This is a genomic window from Herbiconiux sp. 320_LB (genome assembly GCF_059691755.1).
The window spans coordinates 221722-239144 of the sequence record NZ_JCAWAD010000006.1; the positions used below are offsets into that span (position 1 = coordinate 221722).

Genomic DNA, 17423 nt, shown 5'->3' on the forward strand with positions numbered 1-17423 from the left:
CGCACCCCCGTACTAGCCGGCAGAGATCCAGGAGTTATCGACAGTGACCGACGACAACCGTCTCCTCGCCGGGCGATACCGCCTGGGCGAGCTGATCGGCCGGGGCGGGATGTCGAACGTCTACTCCGGCCGCGACGAGCGACTCGGCCGACAGGTCGCGATCAAGCTGCTGAAGTCCTCGCTCGCGGGCGACCCGGTCTTCCGCACCCGCTTCCGGCAGGAGGCACAGGCGGCGTCCCGGATGGCGCATCCGACGATCGTCCGCGTCTTCGACGCCGGCGAGGAGCGCGTCGCCGAGGCGGGCGGCTTCGAGGGCGTCGTGCCCTTCATCGTGATGGAGTTCGTCGAGGGCAAGCTGCTGAAGGATCTGATCAAGGAGGGCCCGGTCGACTCGGCCGAGGCGATCCGGATCACCGAGGGCATCCTCACCGCTCTGGAGTACTCGCACCGCGCCGGCGTCGTGCACCGCGACATCAAGCCCGGCAACGTGATGATCACGCACGGCGGGCAGGTCAAGGTCATGGACTTCGGGATCGCCCGCGCGATCTCGGACTCGTCGGCCACGGTCGCGCAGACCACCGCGATCCTCGGCACCGCCCAGTACTTCTCTCCCGAGCAGGCGCGCGGCGAGTCCGTCGACGCCCGCACCGACCTGTACTCGACCGGCGTGGTGCTGTTCGAGATGCTCACCGCCGAACCGCCCTTCAAGGGCGAGACGCCGGTGGCGGTCGCGTACCAGCACGTCAGCGAGATGCCGGTCGCGCCGTCGAAGGTCAACCCCTCGGTCTCCCCGGCGATCGACCAGGTGGTGCTGCACGCCCTCGCGAAGGACAGGTTCGCTCGTTTCCAGAGCGCGGTGGAGTTCCGCGGCGATCTCGAGGTCGCCGGCGCCGGCAAGATCCCGTCGAAGCGGCTCCCGGCCGACGATTTCCAGAGCTCTCTGTTCGGCGCACCGCCGAGCCTCGCGCAGGGCAGCGACGCCGCCCTGACCCAGCTCGCCGGCGACGACGAGTACGCGGTGCGCACGCAGTCGCGGCCGCCCGTGGTGTGGATCTGGGCGGGCATCGTCTCGGTCGCCGTCATCCTGGTCGCGATCGTGTTCTGGGTGCTCACGCTGCAGCCGAGCGATCAGCTGCCCTCGACCTCCCGGCAGATCCCGACCGTCACCGGCCAGACCTACGAGGCCGCCGACGCCACGCTCCAGCAGCTCGACCTGATCACGGCGCAGTACCTCGTCTACAGCGACACGATCCCGCAGGGCCAGGTCGTCGACACGAATCCCCCGGCCGGCACGATCGTCAGCCCCGGCACCGTGATCGACGTGCGGGTCTCACAGGGGCGGCAGGCCGTCGCGATCCCCGACCTCTCGGGCGTCGCGGCCAATCAGGCGTCGCAGACCCTGCAGGCCGCGGGATTCGTGGTGGGCAAGACCGTGAAGGAGAACTCTCCCGACGTGCCCGCCGACGTGGTGATCGGCACCGACCCGGCCTCCACCGCGAAGAGCTTCGCGGGCGACACGATCGATCTCCTGGTCTCCAGCGGCCTGGTCACGGTTCCGGATGTCGCGGGTCAGCCCATCGACGTCGCGAGCGCGACCCTCGAGCGGGTGATGCTCCAGGTCAAGGTGGAGCAGGATCCCGGGTGCAAGACCCAGGCCACGAACCCGGTTTCGAGCCAGTCGATCGCCGCGGGCGATGCGGTGCAGAAGTCGGAGATCACCATCCGCTACTGCAGCGGCGTCTGACCGCTCGGCGTCAGACCGCGCGCAGCAGCGGGTTCAGTTCGGCGGCCCGCGCCGGCGCCTCGACGAGCCCCGCCGTGGCGAGCCAGTTCGCGAGCATCTTGTAACCGCCCTCGGTCAGCACCGATTCCGGGTGGAACTGCACGCCGTAGACCGGAGCCGAGACGTGGCGGAGGCCCATGATGACCCCGCCGTCGGTGCGTGATGTGACGACCAGGCTCTCGGGAACCGTGCCGTCGACGACCGCCAGCGAGTGGTACCGGGTCGCGGTGAACCCGTCAGGCACCCCGTCGTAGAAGGCGCTGTCGTCGTGCCGGATGACCGAGGTCTTGCCGTGCATGAGCTCGTCGGCGTTCGTCACCGTCGCGCCGAGGGCCTCGGCGATCGCCTGGTGCCCGAGGCAGACCCCGAGCAGCGGGGTGCCGGTCTCGAGGGCCGCGAAGACCACCGGGATCGAGACCCCCGCGTCAGAGGGCTTGCCGGGGCCGGGAGACAGCAGCACGGCGTCGTACGCGGCGATCGTCTCGGCCGCGTCGGCGGCGTCGAACGCGTCGTTCCGCACCACGTCGGTCTCGGCGCCGAGCTGCTGCAGGTAGCCGTTGAGCGTGTAGACGAAGCTGTCGTAGTTGTCGACGACGAGAACCCGGGTCATTGGTCGACCGTCACGTCTTGCACCGGGGCGGTGATGCTGTCAACCCAGGGGAAGACGTAGAACGCCAGCACGAACAGCAAGGCGGCGAGCAGCACGACGAGGATGAGGATGCGGACCCAGAGCGGGCCGGGCAGGATGCGCCACAGAGCTGCGTACATGGACTTAGGCCCCCACGATTCCGGCGATGGCGGCGGGCGCTCCGGCTGAACGCGGGGTCCAGTCCGTCAGCACGCCGTAGGCGATGATGCGCTCGGAGGCGACATAGAGCGGGTTGCAGCTCGTGAGCGTGATCAACCGGTCGGTCGGCGTCGCCCCGGGCGACTGCGGCACGGGGTCGATGACACCCACACCGTAGGGCGTGACGTACTCGCTGCCGCGGTAGGTGTAGGTGTACCAGCCGTCCTGCGTCTCGATGTAGATCGGGTCGCCGACCTGCAGCTCGTTGATCTTGAGGAAGGGGCTGCCCCAACCGTCGCGGTGCGCGGCGACGGCGAAGTTGCCGACCTGCCCGGGCATCTGGGTCGTCGCGTAGTGGCCGGCGCCGCCCTTGTTGAGCACCGTGCGGGGATCGACACCCTCGGCGATCGTCTTCTTGAAGTCGGAGCCGAAGCGCGGCACGTACAAGACGGCGAACTCCTGCGTGTTACCCGGCGCCGCGAGCACGGGCGGCTCGCCGTACTGGAAGCTCGAGGGGGCGGCGGCCGAGGAGGTCGCAGCGGGCGCGGGCGCCTGGCTGGTCGGTGCATCGCCGGCCCAGCTGTCGGTGAGCGAGTTCGCATCCGACGCCTGCTGGTTGCTCAGCATGATCCCGTTGAGCGAGAACTGCCACCCCAGGAAGAGGAGTACGAGGACACCCGCCGTGATCAGCAGTTCGCCGAACACACCGACGACTCGGGAGAACATGCTCCGCTTCTGCCGACGGGGGCGCTTGAGGGCCGTCTCGACCCCGGCTGCGGGGGGCGACGGCTCGGTGGGCGTCTGCTCGCTCATGCCCCAATCCTAAGAGCTTCTTCCTGGAGAGCCGCCCCGAGAGTGGCGCCTGTGGAAAACCGGTGGAGAACCGCTCGCCAAAGACCGTTAGAATCATCGGCATGGCCCGAGACAAAGCACCGACCAAGGACCTGGATCGCCGCTCCCGCGACGTTCAGCGCACCAGCCGCGACGAGTCCGCGCAGGCTCCGAACCCCGTCTGGTTCAAGCCGGTGATGTTCGGGTTCATGATCATCGGGCTGCTCTGGATCATCGTGTTCTACGTGAGCCAGGGCCTGTTCCCCATTCCCGACCTCGGGAGCTGGAACATCCTGATCGGTTTCGGGATCGCCTTCATCGGCTTCATCATGACCACGAGATGGCGTTAATTACACGGCTGTAATTATCCCCAGTGTGGAATCTCCTGTGGATAACTCTCGGGTTGTGGATAAACCTGTGAGAACCGCTATCCGGTGATCGGGTAGACGAGCGCCCTGGCGACCGTCAGCAGCACCAGTCCGACGACGATCGCGGCCACCAGCAGGATCTGCAGGTTCCGTTTCCGGATCGCCCGCGTCCTCACGTAGACGAAGGCGACCAGCCCGCCGGCGATCAGACCGCCGACGTGGGCCTGCCACGAGATCCCGGAGACGACGAACCCGAACGCCAGGTTGATCACGACCAGCACGACGATCTGGGCGCTCGACCCGCCGAGGTGCCGGTTGATGATGAAGTAGGCGCCCATCAGGCCGAAGATGGCTCCGGATGCGCCGAGCACCGCGGACAGCGGCGACGCGAGCAGCGCGACCGCCACGGATCCACCGAAGCCGGCGACCAGGTACAGCGCGAGGAAGCGCCCCTTGCCCACCATCCGCTCGATCGAGGGGCCGAGCACGAACAGCGTGTACATGTTCAACAGGATGTGGAAGATGCCGAACGGGTTCTGCGCGCTCAGCGGCGAGTGGGCGAACATCGAGGTGATCATCCGCCACGGCTCGAGCGGCGCCCCCGTGGCCGGGATCGTGTAGGCCGGCGCGTAGATCAGCGCCTGCGTCACGCCGAGGCCCGGGATCAGCTGCAGCAGGTAGACGATCACGCAGACCGCCATGATCGCGTAGGTGACCACCGGCGCATCCGCCCCGGTCAGGTTGCGCAGGAACGCGGGTCGCCGCCCGGCCGAGTAGGCCCGGGGCGTCTCACGCCGGTCTTGACGCGCGCAGTCGAGGCAGTGCACCCCTACCGCGGCCTGCACCTGGCAGTCCGGGCACACCGTCTTGCCGCACCGCTGGCAGAGCACGAAGCTCTGACGGTCGGGATGGCGGTAGCAGTAGTTGTCAGCCGAGTACGGCGCACTGGTCATGCGAGCGGTGCTCAGACCTCTTCGACGGTGACGCTCTCCAGCACGACCTCGTCCAGCGGACGGTCGTAGGCGTCGGTGGCGACGCCGGCGAGCTTGTCGACGATGCGCTTGGAGGCGTCGTCGGCGACGGCGCCGAAGATGGTGTGCTTGCCCTGGAGCCAGGTGGTCGGGCCGACGGTGATGAAGAACTGCGAGCCGTTGGTGCCCTTGCCGCCCTGGATGCCGGCGTTGGCCATGGCGAGCACGTAGGGCTCGTTGAAGTTGAGCTCGCCGTTGATCTCGTCGTCGAACTTAAAGCCGGGGCCGCCGGTGCCGTTGCCCAGCGGGTCGCCGCCCTGGATCATGAAGCCCGGGATGATGCGGTGGAAGACGATGCCGTCGTAGAGGCGGTCGTGCGTGGGCTGGCCCGTCTTCGGGTCGGTCCACTCGATCTCGCCGTTCGCGAGCCCGACGAAGTTCTTGACGGTCTTGGGTGCCTGGTGACCGTAGAGGTTCACGACGATGGGACCGTGGTTGGTGGTGAGGGTTGCGACGTGGGTGTGTGCGGGCATACCTCGATTCTGTCACATCGCGGCCGAGCATCCAGTGAGCGTCCAGCTGATGTGAGGTGGATGATCAGAGGCTCAACTACTGCGGTCTGGCATTGCGTGCCAAGATGGGGTCAACCGTGCTCTCGCCGATGGAGGTTTCACCATGAGTCTTTCCCGAAAGCGTCGCAAGGCGCTCAAGCGTCTGAAGGGAACGGCAGAAGACCTGTGGGTCGACCAGCAGGCCGTGCTCGACCGTGCCAACGCGATTCTCCGCGAGGCCGGCAAGCAGGCGAGCTACCTGGCCGATGAAGAGGTCAAGCCGCGGGTCAAGGCCGCCGCCGACCAGGTCGCTCCCGTAATCTCGAAGCGGGTCGCCGAGGTCAAGGTCGCCGGCGAGCAGGTCAAGCACCGCTTCTCCTCCGACGTACTCCCCGCCCTGGCCGGAACCGTGGGTTCCGCCGCCGCCGTGCTGCAGTCGTCGAAGAACCCGGAGTTCGTCAAGAACGCCGGCAAGAAGGCCGCGCAGGCCGCCAAGACGCTCGACAAGCAGGCCCCGAAGTCGGCCGGCTCGAAGGTCGGGCTGTTCTTCGTGATCAGCCTCGGCGTCGTGACCGCTGCCGGCCTCGGCTACGCCCTCTGGCAGACCTTCCGCGCCGACGACGAGCTCTGGATCGCCGACGAGGATCCCGAGCCCGAGACCAGCCCCGAGAGCTGATCCCCGGAGACAAGAAAGCCCCGCTCGCTCCTCTCGGAGCGGCGGGGCTTTTTCGTGGAGCCTGGGAGAATCGAACTCCCGACATCCTGCTTGCAAAGCAGGCGCTCTACCAACTGAGCTAAGGCCCCGGAAACGGGAAGTGGTGGGGCTACAAGGACTTGAACCTTGGACCTCTTCGTTATCAGCGAAGCGCTCTAACCGCCTGAGCTATAGCCCCGTTTTTTGACCAGAGTCGAGACTACCCTACGAGGGTCTCTTCGGCCAATTCGGCTCCTACTTGTTGGTGAAGCCGAGCATGATTCCGCCGGTGATCCGCACGGCCAGGTTGTACAGAGCCGCTCCGATGGCGCCGAGAGCCGTGATCACGATCACGTTCAGCACCGCCACGACGACCGAGAAGCCCATCACCTGCGGCAGCGACGCGAAGTCGAAGAGGTTGAAGTTGCCCTGGCCTGCGATGTCCTGCAGCAGCGTGTTGACGGAGTCGAACACACCGGTCTGATTCAGGACCGACCAGACCAGGAAGCTGGCGACGACGGTCACGATCCCGAGGATGATGGCCAAGAGGAACGCGATCTTCAGAACCGACCAGAAATCGATGTAGACCAGCTTCAGGCGAACCTGCTTGGTGGTGGCGACTCTTGCCGTTTTCTTCGCGAATTTGTCGCCAAGATTACTCATCCGTCGGTACGTCCTCTCCAGGCGCAGACTCTGCGGCGGCGCTCTCGTCGAGCTCCGCCTCCAGGTTGCGTTCCGTGTTCTTGGCCACTTCGATGATCTTGTCATCGTCCGCGAAACGGGCGAAGACAACGCCCATCGTGTCGCGTCCCTTAGCCGGAACTTCGGCCACGGCAGAGCGTACCACCTTGCCGCTGGCAAGAACCACAAGGACCTCGTCGTCCTCACCGACGATCAGCGAGCCCACCAGGTCGCCCCGCGCATCCTGCAGCTTGGCCACCTTGATGCCGAGACCGCCGCGCCCCTGCACCCGGTATTCGTCGACCGAGGTGCGCTTGGCGTAGCCGCCCTCGGTGACGATGAACACGTATCCCTCGTCGGAGACGACGTTGGCGCCCTGCAGCGAGTCGTCGCCGCGGAACTTCATGCCGATGACCCCGGAGGTCGCGCGGCCCATCGGCCGGAGCGCCTCGTCGGTGGCCGTGAAGCGGATGGACATGCCCTTGCGGGAGACCAGCAGCAGGTCTGAATCCTCGTTCACGAGCAACGCCGAGACCAGCTCGTCGTCGTCGCGCAGGTTGATCGCGATGATGCCGCCCGAGCGGTTCGTGTCGTACTCGGTCAGCGCCGTCTTCTTCAGCAGCCCGCCCTTGGTCGCGAGCACGAGGTACTGCGCGGCCTGGTAATCGCGGATGTCGAGGATCTGCGTGATCTGCTCCTCGGGCGCGAGAGCGAGCAGGTTCGCCACGTGCTGGCCCTTGGCGTCGCGGCCGGCCTCCTGCAGCTCGTAGGCCTTCGCACGGTAGACCCGGCCCCGGTTGGTGAAGAACAGCAGCCAGTGGTGGGTCGTGGTGACGAAGAAGTGCTCGACCACGTCGTCGGCCCGCAGCTGGGCGCCCTTGACGCCCTTGCCGCCGCGGTGCTGGCTGCGGTAGTTGTCGCTCCGGGTGCGCTTGACGTAGCCGCCGCGGGTGACGGTGACGACCATCTCCTCCTCGGGGATCAGGTCTTCGATGTTCATGTCGCCGTCGAAGCCGAACATGATCTCGGTGCGCCGGTCGTCGCCGAACTTGTCGACGATCTCGGTGAGCTCCTCGACGATGATCTCGCGCTGGCGGGCGGGGCTGCCGAGGATGACGTGGTACTCGTCGATCTTGAGCTGGAGCGCCTCGGCCTCCTCCTGGATCTTCTGGCGCTCGAGAGCCGCGAGGCGGCGCAGCTGCAGCTCGAGGATGGCGCGGGCCTGCAGCTCGTCGATGTCGAGCAGGTCGATCAGGCCGTCTCGGGCCTCCTCGACGGTGGGCGAGCGACGGATGAGGGCGATGACCTCGTCGAGCGCGTCGAGCGCCTTGAGGTACGCGCGCAGGATGTGCATGCGCGCCTCGGCCTCGGCGAGACGGAACTGGGTGCGCCGCACGATGACCTGGATCTGGTGCGCGACCCACTCGGTGATGAAGCCGTCCAGCGGAAGGGTGCGCGGGATGCCGTCGACGATCGCGAGCATGTTCGCGCCGAAGTTGTCCTGCAGCTGGGTGTGCTTGTAGAGGTTGTTCAGCACGACCTTCGCGACGGCGTCGCGCTTCAGCACGATCACGAGGCGCTGACCGGTGCGGCCCGAGGTCTCGTCGCGGATGTCGGCGATGCCGGCGAGCTTGCCCTCCTTGACCAGGTCGGCGATCTTGATCGCCAGGTTGTCGGGATTCACCTGGTACGGCAGCTCGGTGACGACGAGGCAGGTGCGGCCCTGCAGCTCCTCGACGTTGACCACGGCGCGCATGGTGATCGAGCCACGACCGGTGCGGTAGGCGTCGTGGATCCCCTTGGTGCCGAGGATCTGGGCTCCCGTCGGGAAGTCGGGCCCCTTGATCCGCTGCATCAGCGCCTCGAGGAGCTCTTCGCGGCTCGCCTCGGGGTTCTCGAGGTACCAGACGGCGCCGGCCGCGACCTCACGGAGGTTGTGCGGCGGGATGTTGGTGGCCATGCCCACCGCGATGCCGACCGAGCCGTTGACCAGCAGGTTCGGGAACCGCGCGGGCAGCACGACGGGCTCGAGGGTGCGGCCGTCGTAGTTGTCCTGGAAGTCGACGGTCTCTTCCTGGATGTCGCGCACCATCTCGAGCGCGAGCGGAGCCATCTTCGTCTCGGTGTACCGCGGGGCGGCCGCACCGTCGTTGCCGGGCGAACCGAAGTTGCCCTGGCCGAGCGCGAGCGGGTACCGCAGGCTCCACGGCTGGATCAGGCGCACCAGGGTGTCGTAGATCGAGGAGTCGCCGTGCGGGTGGAACTGCCCCATCACCTCGCCGACGACGCGCGCCGACTTCGAGAAGGCGCGGTCGGGCCGGTAGCCGCCGTCGTACATCGCGTAGATCACGCGGCGGTGCACCGGCTTCAGGCCGTCGCGCACGTCCGGCAGCGCACGGCCGACGATGACGCTCATCGCGTAGTCGAGGTACGAGCGCTGCATCTCGAGCTGCAGGTCGACCTGCTCGATGCGGTCTCCCGCGGCAGGGGTCAGTTCATCCGTCATGGTTCGGTTTCAGTCTCTGTCGATGTTCGCGAAAGCGCGGGTCAGATGTCGAGGAAGCGGACGTCTTTGGCGTTCTTCTGGATGAAGTTGCGTCGCGACTCGACGTCTTCCCCCATCAGGGTCGAGAAGATCTCGTCCGCCGCGGCCGCGTCGTCCAGGGTGATCTGACGCAGGGTCCGGGTGTCGGGGTCCATCGTCGTGTCCCAGAGCTCCCGGTAGTCCATCTCACCGAGTCCCTTGTAGCGCTGGATCCCGTTCTCCTTCGGGATGCGCTTGCCGGCGGCCTGGCCGTCGATGAGCAGCGCGTCGCGCTCCGCATCCGAGTACACGTACTCGTGCGGGGAGTTGGACCACTTGAGGCGGTACAGCGGCGGCATCGCGAGGTAGACGTAGCCCAGCTCGATCAACGGCCGCATGTAGCGGAACACCAGGGTCAGCAGCAGCGTCGTGATGTGCTGGCCGTCGACATCCGCATCCGCCATCAGCACGATCTTGTGGTACCGGGCCTTCTCTGGGTTGAAGTCCTCCCCGATGCCGGCGCCGAACGCGGTGATCATCGCCTGGACCTCGTTGTTGCCGAGTGCGCGGTCGAGCCGCGCCTTCTCGACGTTGAGGATCTTGCCGCGCAGCGGCAGGATCGCCTGGGTCTCCGGGTTGCGGCCCTGGATGGCGGAGCCACCGGCCGAGTCGCCCTCGACGATGAAGATCTCGCTCCTGGCGGGGTCGCGGCTCGAGCAGTCCTTGAGCTTGCCCGGCATGCCGCCGCCCTCGAGCAGGCCCTTGCGGCGCGTCTGCTCGCGGGCCTTCCGCGCGGCGAGCCGGGCCTGGGATGCCTGGATCGCCTTGCGGATGATGTCGCGCGCCTGAACGGGGTTGCGGTCGAACCAGTCGGTGAGCTCGGTGCCGACGACCTTCTGCACGAAGGCCTTCGCCTCGGTGTTGCCGAGCTTGGTCTTGGTCTGGCCCTCGAACTGCGGCTCGGCGAGCTTGATCGAGATGACCGCGGTCAGGCCCTCGCGCACGTCGTCGCCGGAGAGGTTGTCGTCCTTCTCCTTGATGATGTTCTTCTCGCGCGCGTACTTGTTCACGAGCGTCGTCAGCGCCGCCCGGAACCCTTCCTCGTGCGTGCCGCCCTCGTGGGTGTTGATCGTGTTGGCGTAGGTGTGGACGCTCTCGGTGTACCCGGTGGTCCACTGCATCGCGACCTCGAGCGCGATCTTGCGCTCGGTGTCCTCCTGCTCGAATGAGATGATCTCCTCGTTCACGAGGTCGGCCTTCTTCGAGCGGTTGAGGTACTCGACGTAGTCCTTCAGACCGTTCTCGTAGAGGTAGGTGACCGTGGTCTCCTCCTCGGTGCCGTCGTCGCCGCCGCGCTCGTCGGTGAGCTTGATGGCGAGGCCCTTGTTGAGGAACGCCATCTGCTGGAAGCGCGCCCGCAGCGTCTCGTAGTCGAACTCGATCGTCTCGAAGATGTCGATGCTCGGCCAGAAGGTGATCCGGGTGCCGGTCTCGTCGGTCGACTCCCCTTTCTCCAGCGGAGCCTGGGGCACGCCGATCTTGTAGCTCTGGCGGTAGACGTTGCCCTGGCGGCGCACCTCGACGTCGAGCTCGCTGGAGAGCGCGTTGACCACCGAGCTGCCGACGCCGTGCAGGCCTCCGGAGACCGCGTAGCCGCCACCGCCGAACTTGCCGCCGGCGTGCAGGATGGTGAGCACGACCTCGACGGTCGACTTCTTCTCGATGGGGTGGATGTCGACGGGGATGCCGCGACCGTTGTCGGTCACCGTGATCCCGCCGTCCTTCCGCATCACCACCTCGATGTGGGTCGCGTAGCCGGCGAGGGCCTCGTCGACGGAGTTGTCGACGATCTCGTAGACCAGGTGGTGCAGGCCGCGAGGGCCGGTCGAACCGATGTACATGCCGGGGCGCTTGCGCACCGCCTCGAGGCCTTCAAGAACCTGGATCTGGTCCGCGCCGTACTCGTTGTCAGGGTGGACCTTGTCCGATTCAGACATATGGAAATGGGCTCCTCAGTGCCGCGCCCAACGGCCGGGCAGGCGACCCTTCATTCTATCAAACGAAGGCTGTGATTCGGCGCTCATATGCCCCTGTGACGAACTTTCTGCAGAGGGATGACCACATTTGCCCTGTCAACCGTAGGTATCGCGAGGACCCCGCCCTGGAATCGATCTGGAGCCCCTTTTCCAGGACGGGGCGTGGGGGGCCTCGAAGCGGATCGACTCGATGCCCGCCTCCGGGAAGCGCTGCGCGATGGTCGTCATGATCAGCACGCGCATGTGGCGCAGCTGCGTCGCCCACGCCGTCGAGTCGCACTGCACGGTGAGCACGGAGTCGGTGATCCCGATCGGGGTCGAGTGCTCGGCGGTCTCCGGGCCGGCGATCTCGGTCCAGGCGTTCAGCAGGTCGCTCTTCGCGAGCGACGAGGTCCAGCCCAGCTCGGTCGAGAGGTTCGCCATCACGTCTCCGAGCCCCTTCGGGTCGCGGCCGACGCCGTAGGGGACGCTCGCCTCGTCGTCGTCTCCGCGGCGCCGCTTGCGCTCCCGCCACTTCGCCGCGCGGGAGTTCGGGTCGCCGAACGCGGCCTTCAGCCGGAGGTAGACCTCGGTGGCCTCGCTCACGAGAACTCCTCCACGATCGTGCCGGCCTGGATGCGCACGGTGTGCGCCGTGAGCGCCTCGGGCACGTCGTCGTACACGGCGGCGGTGATCAGCACCTGCTCGTAGTCCTTCACCGCATCCGCCAGCCGGCCCCGCCGGCCGTGGTCGAGCTCGGCGAACACGTCGTCGAGGATGACGATCGGGTCTCCGGTGCTCGACTCGGCGCGGAGCAGTTCGGCGCACGCCAGCTTCAGGGCCAGGGCGAACGACCACGACTCGCCGTGGCTCGCGTACCCCTTCGCCGGCAGACCGTTGAGCCGGAACAGCACGTCGTCGCGGTGCGGACCCACGAGCGTGATGCCGCGGTCGCGCTCGGCGCGGGCGACCTTCTCCAGTGCCGCCCGGAATCCGTCGGCGAGTTCGGCGCGGCTCGGCAGGGCGTCGGCTCCGGATGCGCGGGGTGCGTCGTCCTGCGGCCCCGCGTCGTCGTCGTCGCCCGGCCGCTCGGCCAGGATGCTCAGCACCGGCTCGAGGGTCGGCTCCTGCTCCGAACCGGCCACCGCCTGGTAGGCCTCGCGCACGAACGGGCCGAGCGCCCGGGTGATCGCGAGTCGCTCGGCGATGATCTCGGTGCCCAGCTCGACCAGCCGCTCGTTCCAGAGTTCGAGGGTGCTGAGCTTGGCATCCTTCAATCCGGATGCACGGGCCGACTTGAGGAGCGCGTTGCGTTGCTTCAGCACCCGCTCGTAGTCGGAGAAGACGCCGAGCAGCCGCGGCGATCGCTGACCCAGCAGCGCATCCACGAACCGGCGCCGGGTGGACGGCTCCCCGCGGATCAGCGCGAGATCCTCCGGCGCGAAGAGCACGGTGGACAGGTAGCGCGGCAGCTCGCGCGGCTTGATCGCCGCCCGGTTGACCTGGGCTCGGTTCGCCCCCGAGCGGTTCAGCTGGAGCTCGACGAGCAGTTCGCGCCCGTCGTGCTCCAGCCGGGCCCGCACGATCGCGGCATCCCGGCCCGCTCTGATCAGCGCCTGGTCGGTTGAGACCCGGTGCGAGGAGAGCGTGGCCAGGTAGCCGAGCGATTCGACGAGGTTGGTCTTGCCCTGTCCGTTCCGGCCCACGAAGAGATTGGGGCCGGGTTCGAGCGCGACCTCCGCGGTGGCGTAGTTGCGGAAGTCGGTGAGGCTCAGGTGACGGACGTACAAGCCAGGTGACTAGTCGAGCTCTTTGACCGCGTGGCCGCCGAACTGGTTGCGCAGCGCCGCGACGGCCTTCATCGAGGGCGAGTCCTCCTGGCGCGAGACGAAGCGGGCGAAGATCGCGGCGCTGATCGCGGGCATGGGGACGGCGTTCTCGATCGCCTCCTCCAAGGTCCACCGGCCCTCGCCGGAATCCTGCACGTAGCCCTGGATGTCCTTGAACTCCGGGTCGGCCTCGAGGGCGCGCACCAGGAGGTCGAGCAGCCAGGAGCGCACGACGGTGCCGCGCTGCCAGGCCTTGAAGGTGCCCGTGACGTCCTTGATGATGTCCTTCTTGGTGTCGAGCAGCTCGTAGCCCTCGGCGTAGGCCTGCATCATCCCGTACTCGATGCCGTTGTGCACCATCTTGGCGTAGTGGCCGGCGCCGACCTCGCCCACGTGCACGAAGCCCTCGTCGCGCGGACCCTCGGGGCGCAGCGCGTCGAAGATCGGCATGGCGCGCTCGACGTTCTCGACGGTGCCGCCGACCATCAGGCCGTAGCCGTTCTCGAGACCCCAGACGCCACCGGAGACCCCGGCGTCCATGAACTGGATGCCCTTCGGGGTGAGGAACTCGGAGTGCTTGAAGTCCTCGGTCCACTTCGAGTTGCCGCCGTCGATGATGAGGTCGCCCTCCTCCAGCACACCGGCGAGGTCGGTGATGACCGAGTCGGTGATCTCGCCGGCCGGGACCATGACCCAGACGATGCGGGGAGCCGGCAGAGCGGCCGCGAGGGCGGCGAGGTCGGGGACGTCGCTCACCGCGGGGTTGGTGTCGTACCCCACCACGTCGATGCCGGCGTGCTGCAGACGGGCGCGCATGTTGTTGCCCATCTTGCCAAGACCGATGAGTCCGAGGTTCATTGCCTACTCCTTGTGAGGTGTGTGGTGTGGGGGTGCGTCAGCGCAACAACAGGTTCGGCTGCAGCAGGTACTTGTAGTCGTCCGACCCCGGCTGGTCTTTCGAGGACTGGCTGGTGATCAGCACCGGGCCGGGCTTGTTCGGGTTGTCGGTCTTCGTGAACGAGATGCGCACGAACTCGGAGTGCACCGCGCTCAGCCCGTCGAGCAGGAACTGCGGCTTGAGCGAGACCACCGTGTCCTGCCCCGTGAGCAACGCGTCGATCGACTCGGAGGCCTGGGCCTGCTCGGAGCCGATCGCCTCGAGGGTCACGCCGTCGATCGTGAAGGTGAAGCGGAGCGCGGCCTCGCGCTCGAGCACCAGCGAGACGCGCTTGGTCGCCTCGATCAGGTCGGCGGTGTTGATGACCGCGTAGTTGTCGACGCTCTCCGGGAACAGTCGCTTGACCGGGGGGAAGTTGCCCTTGATCAGCAGCGTCGTCACGGTCTTCTTGTCGCTCTTGAAGGCGATCAGCTCGCGGTCGTCCGAATTCGTGATCGCGACCGAGATCGTGCCGGCGTTGCCGAAGGTCTTGCCGACCTCCTGCAGCGTGCGTGCCGGAACCAGCGCGGTGGCCGAGGTGGTGCCCGAGTCGTTGGAGTCCCAGTCGATGTTGCGGACCGCGACACGGTACCGGTCGGTTGCGACCAGGGAAATGCTGTTCTCGCTCACCTCGAGCTGCACGCCGGTGATCACCGGGGTGACGTCGTCGCGCGACGCGGCGACCGCGACCTGCGAGACCGCGGCGGCGAACTGCTCGGCCGGCAGCAGCCCGGACTCGGCGCCCACCTGCGGCAGCGTCGGATACTCCTCGACCGGCATGCTCAGCAGGGTGAACCGGGCGGTGCCGCAGCTCACGACGATCCTCGAGTCCTCCGTCGAGAAGCGCACCGGTGCGTTCGGGAGTCGGCTGGCGATGTCCGAGAGCAGTCGGCCGGAGACCAGGATGACCCCGGGCTCCTCGACGTCGGCCTGGATCTGGGTCTGGGCCGAGACCTCGTAGTCGAACGACGAGAGGGTGAGCCCCGCATCCGTCGCCTCGATGAGCACACCGCTCAGGATGGGGAGCGTCGTGCGCTGAGGCAGGAGCTTCACGGCGAAGGACACGGCCTCGCTGAAGACGTCTCGGTTTACTTGGAACTTCACGAAGTCACCTCTGTCGGCAATTGAGACCTTGAGTCGGTCAATGCTATCGGGTGCGGCCGTCGGCCCCGAGAGCGTTCCGGATCACACAAGGTTGTCGGATGTCATTTTCATTAAAGAGATTTCTTAATCTTCTTAACGTCTGTGGATATGTGGATAAGTCTGTTTAAACCGCGTCGTCACCGAGAACTACACCCGTGTGAGTTGTTGGCCGAGTGTGAAGGGCGTGTGGGTGCGGACGAACTCGGGGTGAACCCATCTCGAACGTTTCCACACGGATTCCGAATCGCTCAACATGAAGCGGGAACTTATCCACACGCTTTTCACAATCTGTGGACAACGAGGTCAGGTCGCGCTCAGGCGCTCTTGTAGCGCTGGTTGTGCTTGATCCGGTTCGAGATCTCGGTGACCTGGTTGTAGATCGACCGCTTCTCGGTCATCAGCTTGCCGATCTTGTTGTTGGCGTACATCACCGTGGTGTGATCGCGACCGCCGAACAGCTGGCCGATCTTCGGCAGCGACAGGCTCGTCATCTCGCGGCAGAGGTACATCGCGATCTGACGCGCCGTGGCGATGGCCTGCGAACGGGAGGAGCCGTAGAGGTCGTCGACCGAGAGCTTGAAGTACTCGGCGGTGTGATTGATGATGTCGACCGGCGCGATGACGTTGTCGTCGTCGAGGGTGATCAGATCCTTCAGCACGGTCTGAACCAGCTGCATGTCGACCGGGGTGCGGTTGAGGCTCGCGAACGCGGTGACCCGGATGAGGGTGCCTTCGAGCTCGCGCACGTTGCTCGACACCTTGGTCGCCATGAACTCGAGGATGTCGTCGGGCACCCGGAGCCGCTCGCTCTGCGCCTTCTTGCGGAGGATGGCGATGCGGGTCTCGAGGTCGGGGGTCTGCACATCCGTGATCAGGCCCCACTCGAAGCGGGTGCGCATCCGGTCTTCGAAGCCGGTGAGGTGCTTGGGGGGCAGGTCGCTGGTGATGACCACCTGCTTGTTGTGGTCGTGCAGCGTGTTGAAGGTGTGGAAGAAGGCCTCCTGCGTCTCGGCCTTCCCCTGGAGGAACTGGATGTCGTCGATCAGCAGCAGGTCGATGTCGCGGTACCGCGAATGGAAGGCGGCGCCGCGGTTGTTGGCGATCGAGTTGATGAAGTCGTTCGTGAACTCCTCGGAGCTGACGTACCGCACCCGCACCCCGGGATAGAGGCTGATCGCGTAGTGGCCGATCGCGTGGAGGAGGTGCGTCTTGCCGAGGCCGGAGTCGCCGTAGATGAACAAGGGGTTGTAGGCCTTGGCCGGCGCCTCGGCCACCGCGACCGCGGCGGCGTGGGCGAAGCGGTTCGAGCCGCCGATGACGAAGTTGTCGAAGGAGTACTTCGGGTTCAGCCGGGTGTCGTTGTTGCGGAGCGGGCCGACCGTCTCCTGCACCGGAGGGGCGACCGACTCGACGTAGGAGGACTCGGCGGCGATGCCGGAGCTCAGTGCTGCGGACGTCAGTGCACCCGACGCCAGTGGGCCTGTGGCGAGGGGGCCGGTCGCGAGGGGGCCGGTCGCGAGGGGCCCGGTCTCCGTGGCGGGGGTCTGGTAGCCGTCGATGTCGGGATTGACCACGACCGAGAAGCTGCTGACCCCGAGCTGCGGATCGAGGGTGCCGAGTGCGGAGAGGAGGGAGGGGCGCACGCGCTGTTCGAGCATGTCGCGGGTGAAGTCGTTCGGCACCTCGAGGTAGAAGGAACCGCCGAGGATCCCCTTCGGCACGACCAGGCCCAGGAAGCCCTTCAGCTGCGGGGTGATCCGGTCGTCCGTCGACAGCACCTGGAGGACCGACCGCCAGTTGTCTTCTGTCGAACTGGCACCGTCAGCCAAAGGAACTCCTGTCGAACTTCTGTCGCGGGCCGAGCTGGAACGCGCCCGACCTCAGCCGGGCCGTGAGCCCCCGCCGGCTGTTAGTAACTGTAGGCACCTAAGCTAGTGACTGCCATGGCGCAGGGCAAGTTCGGCGGATTGACGGTGGGTGTGTCGTTCACAGATCCTGTCCACAGGGTGTGGATAATTGATTCTTCGTGCCCATCGGTTTGACCGCAGGCGATTCTGGCCGTAGTTTTAATCAGTTGACTTGTGGAACTCGTCCACACTCCTGAACAACACCACTTCACGACGGCATCCATCCGGTGCGCCTGTCGGATCACGGAGATCATTATGAGCAAGCGAACTTTCCAGCCGAACAACCGCCGTCGCGCCAAGGTGCACGGCTTCCGTCTGCGCATGCGCACCCGTGCGGGTCGCGCCATCCTCTCGGCTCGCCGCCGCAAGGGGCGCACCGAGCTGTCTGCCTAGGCACTCCGT

17 protein-coding genes and 2 tRNA genes are annotated in these 17423 nt (G+C 66.6%); 4 read left to right on the forward strand and 15 right to left on the reverse strand.

Annotation, left to right across the window (positions count from 1 at the left end; genetic code table 11):
• Positions 1–43: 43 nt before the first annotated feature.
• Positions 44–1744 (forward strand): Stk1 family PASTA domain-containing Ser/Thr kinase, encoded by a 1701-nt coding sequence (gene pknB / locus AC59HU_RS16365; protein ID WP_497224487.1) that lies wholly within the window; start codon positions 44–46, stop codon positions 1742–1744.
• Positions 1745–1754: 10 nt separating this feature from the next.
• Here pknB and AC59HU_RS16370 read toward each other — a convergent pair whose 3' ends face one another.
• From AC59HU_RS16370 to AC59HU_RS16380, 3 genes are read right to left on the reverse strand one after another with little or no spacing between them, the layout of a single operon-like run.
• Positions 1755–2393, reverse strand: a complete 639-nt coding sequence (locus tag AC59HU_RS16370) for an anthranilate synthase component II (protein ID WP_497224488.1) — start codon at positions 2391–2393, stop codon at positions 1755–1757.
• Positions 2390–2551, reverse strand: coding sequence for a hypothetical protein (locus tag AC59HU_RS16375; RefSeq protein ID WP_497224489.1), 162 nt, complete (start codon positions 2549–2551; stop codon positions 2390–2392). The genes AC59HU_RS16370 and AC59HU_RS16375 overlap by 4 nt, the downstream gene beginning before the upstream one ends.
• Before the next feature lie 4 nt (positions 2552–2555).
• Entirely contained in the window at positions 2556–3383 is an 828-nt protein-coding gene (locus AC59HU_RS16380) for a class E sortase (RefSeq protein WP_497224490.1), read from the reverse strand.
• A 101-nt stretch (positions 3384–3484) separates the two neighbouring features.
• Between AC59HU_RS16380 and AC59HU_RS16385 the strand changes: the two genes are divergently transcribed.
• The gene (locus AC59HU_RS16385) at positions 3485–3751 is read left to right on the forward strand and encodes a cell division protein CrgA (protein WP_497224491.1); all 267 of its coding nucleotides are present in this window, start codon (positions 3485–3487) and stop codon (positions 3749–3751) included.
• Between the two features lie 77 nt (positions 3752–3828).
• On the opposite strand, the gene AC59HU_RS16390 is transcribed toward AC59HU_RS16385, so the two are convergent.
• Together AC59HU_RS16390 and AC59HU_RS16395 are read right to left on the reverse strand one after the other, a co-directional pair.
• Entirely contained in the window at positions 3829–4722 is an 894-nt protein-coding gene (locus AC59HU_RS16390) for a rhomboid family intramembrane serine protease (protein WP_497224492.1), read from the reverse strand.
• Positions 4723–4733: 11 nt separating this feature from the next.
• The gene (locus AC59HU_RS16395; protein WP_497224493.1) at positions 4734–5273 is read right to left on the reverse strand and encodes a peptidylprolyl isomerase; all 540 of its coding nucleotides are present in this window, start codon (positions 5271–5273) and stop codon (positions 4734–4736) included.
• Between the two features lie 142 nt (positions 5274–5415).
• Between AC59HU_RS16395 and AC59HU_RS16400 the strand changes: the two genes are divergently transcribed.
• A complete protein-coding gene (locus AC59HU_RS16400; RefSeq protein WP_497224494.1) occupies positions 5416–5967 on the forward strand; it encodes a hypothetical protein in 552 nt (183 codons plus the stop codon).
• A gap of 55 nt (positions 5968–6022) precedes the next feature.
• On the opposite strand, the gene AC59HU_RS16405 is transcribed toward AC59HU_RS16400, so the two are convergent.
• From AC59HU_RS16405 to dnaA, 10 genes are all read right to left on the reverse strand, one after another.
• Positions 6023–6095 (reverse strand) — tRNA-Ala (locus AC59HU_RS16405).
• 12 nt (positions 6096–6107) lie between these two features.
• Positions 6108–6184, reverse strand: a tRNA-Ile gene (locus AC59HU_RS16410).
• A gap of 56 nt (positions 6185–6240) precedes the next feature.
• Positions 6241–6648 carry a DUF3566 domain-containing protein gene (locus AC59HU_RS16415; protein WP_497224495.1) on the reverse strand — a complete coding sequence of 136 codons (408 nt, stop codon included), beginning with the start codon at positions 6646–6648 and terminating at the stop codon, positions 6241–6243.
• The gene (gyrA, locus tag AC59HU_RS16420) at positions 6641–9172 is read right to left on the reverse strand and encodes a DNA gyrase subunit A (protein ID WP_497224496.1); all 2532 of its coding nucleotides are present in this window, start codon (positions 9170–9172) and stop codon (positions 6641–6643) included. Before gyrA ends, AC59HU_RS16415 begins: the two co-directional genes overlap by 8 nt.
• A 41-nt stretch (positions 9173–9213) precedes the next feature.
• Positions 9214–11187 (reverse strand): DNA topoisomerase (ATP-hydrolyzing) subunit B, encoded by a 1974-nt coding sequence (gyrB, locus tag AC59HU_RS16425; RefSeq protein ID WP_497224497.1) that lies wholly within the window; start codon positions 11185–11187, stop codon positions 9214–9216.
• A 135-nt stretch (positions 11188–11322) separates the two neighbouring features.
• The gene (locus tag AC59HU_RS16430) at positions 11323–11811 is read right to left on the reverse strand and encodes a DciA family protein (RefSeq protein ID WP_497224498.1); all 489 of its coding nucleotides are present in this window, start codon (positions 11809–11811) and stop codon (positions 11323–11325) included.
• Positions 11808–12995 carry a DNA replication/repair protein RecF gene (gene recF, locus AC59HU_RS16435; RefSeq protein WP_497224499.1) on the reverse strand — a complete coding sequence of 396 codons (1188 nt, stop codon included), beginning with the start codon at positions 12993–12995 and terminating at the stop codon, positions 11808–11810. Before recF ends, AC59HU_RS16430 begins: the two co-directional genes overlap by 4 nt.
• A 9-nt stretch (positions 12996–13004) precedes the next feature.
• A complete protein-coding gene (gene gnd, locus AC59HU_RS16440; protein ID WP_497224500.1) occupies positions 13005–13892 on the reverse strand; it encodes a phosphogluconate dehydrogenase (NAD(+)-dependent, decarboxylating) in 888 nt (295 codons plus the stop codon).
• Between the two features lie 37 nt (positions 13893–13929).
• Complete coding sequence (gene dnaN, locus AC59HU_RS16445; RefSeq protein ID WP_497224501.1) at positions 13930–15075, reverse strand: DNA polymerase III subunit beta; 1146 nt, start codon at positions 15073–15075, stop codon at positions 13930–13932.
• 353 nt (positions 15076–15428) lie between these two features.
• Positions 15429–16892, reverse strand: a complete 1464-nt coding sequence (gene dnaA, locus AC59HU_RS16450) for a chromosomal replication initiator protein DnaA (RefSeq protein WP_497224577.1) — start codon at positions 16890–16892, stop codon at positions 15429–15431.
• A gap of 384 nt (positions 16893–17276) precedes the next feature.
• Here dnaA and rpmH point away from each other — a divergent pair, with 384 nt between their 5' ends.
• The gene (rpmH, locus tag AC59HU_RS16455) at positions 17277–17414 is read left to right on the forward strand and encodes a 50S ribosomal protein L34 (RefSeq protein WP_022895130.1); all 138 of its coding nucleotides are present in this window, start codon (positions 17277–17279) and stop codon (positions 17412–17414) included.
• Positions 17415–17423: the final 9 nt, after the last annotated feature.

Coding starts and splice junctions, on each gene's coding strand:
- AC59HU_RS16370 (WP_497224488.1), bottom strand. CDS start 2,393: ATGACCCGGGTTCTCGTCGTCGACAACTACGACAGCTTCGTCTACACG.
- AC59HU_RS16375 (WP_497224489.1), bottom strand. CDS start 2,551: ATGTACGCAGCTCTGTGGCGCATCCTGCCCGGCCCGCTCTGGGTCCGC.
- AC59HU_RS16380 (WP_497224490.1), bottom strand. CDS start 3,383: ATGAGCGAGCAGACGCCCACCGAGCCGTCGCCCCCCGCAGCCGGGGTC.
- AC59HU_RS16385 (WP_497224491.1), top strand. CDS start 3,485: ATGGCCCGAGACAAAGCACCGACCAAGGACCTGGATCGCCGCTCCCGC.
- AC59HU_RS16390 (WP_497224492.1), bottom strand. CDS start 4,722: ATGACCAGTGCGCCGTACTCGGCTGACAACTACTGCTACCGCCATCCC.
- AC59HU_RS16395 (WP_497224493.1), bottom strand. CDS start 5,273: ATGCCCGCACACACCCACGTCGCAACCCTCACCACCAACCACGGTCCC.
- AC59HU_RS16400 (WP_497224494.1), top strand. CDS start 5,416: ATGAGTCTTTCCCGAAAGCGTCGCAAGGCGCTCAAGCGTCTGAAGGGA.
- AC59HU_RS16415 (WP_497224495.1), bottom strand. CDS start 6,648: ATGAGTAATCTTGGCGACAAATTCGCGAAGAAAACGGCAAGAGTCGCC.
- gyrA (WP_497224496.1), bottom strand. CDS start 9,172: ATGACGGATGAACTGACCCCTGCCGCGGGAGACCGCATCGAGCAGGTC.
- gyrB (WP_497224497.1), bottom strand. CDS start 11,187: ATGTCTGAATCGGACAAGGTCCACCCTGACAACGAGTACGGCGCGGAC.
- gnd (WP_497224500.1), bottom strand. CDS start 13,892: ATGAACCTCGGACTCATCGGTCTTGGCAAGATGGGCAACAACATGCGC.
- rpmH (WP_022895130.1), top strand. CDS start 17,277: ATGAGCAAGCGAACTTTCCAGCCGAACAACCGCCGTCGCGCCAAGGTG.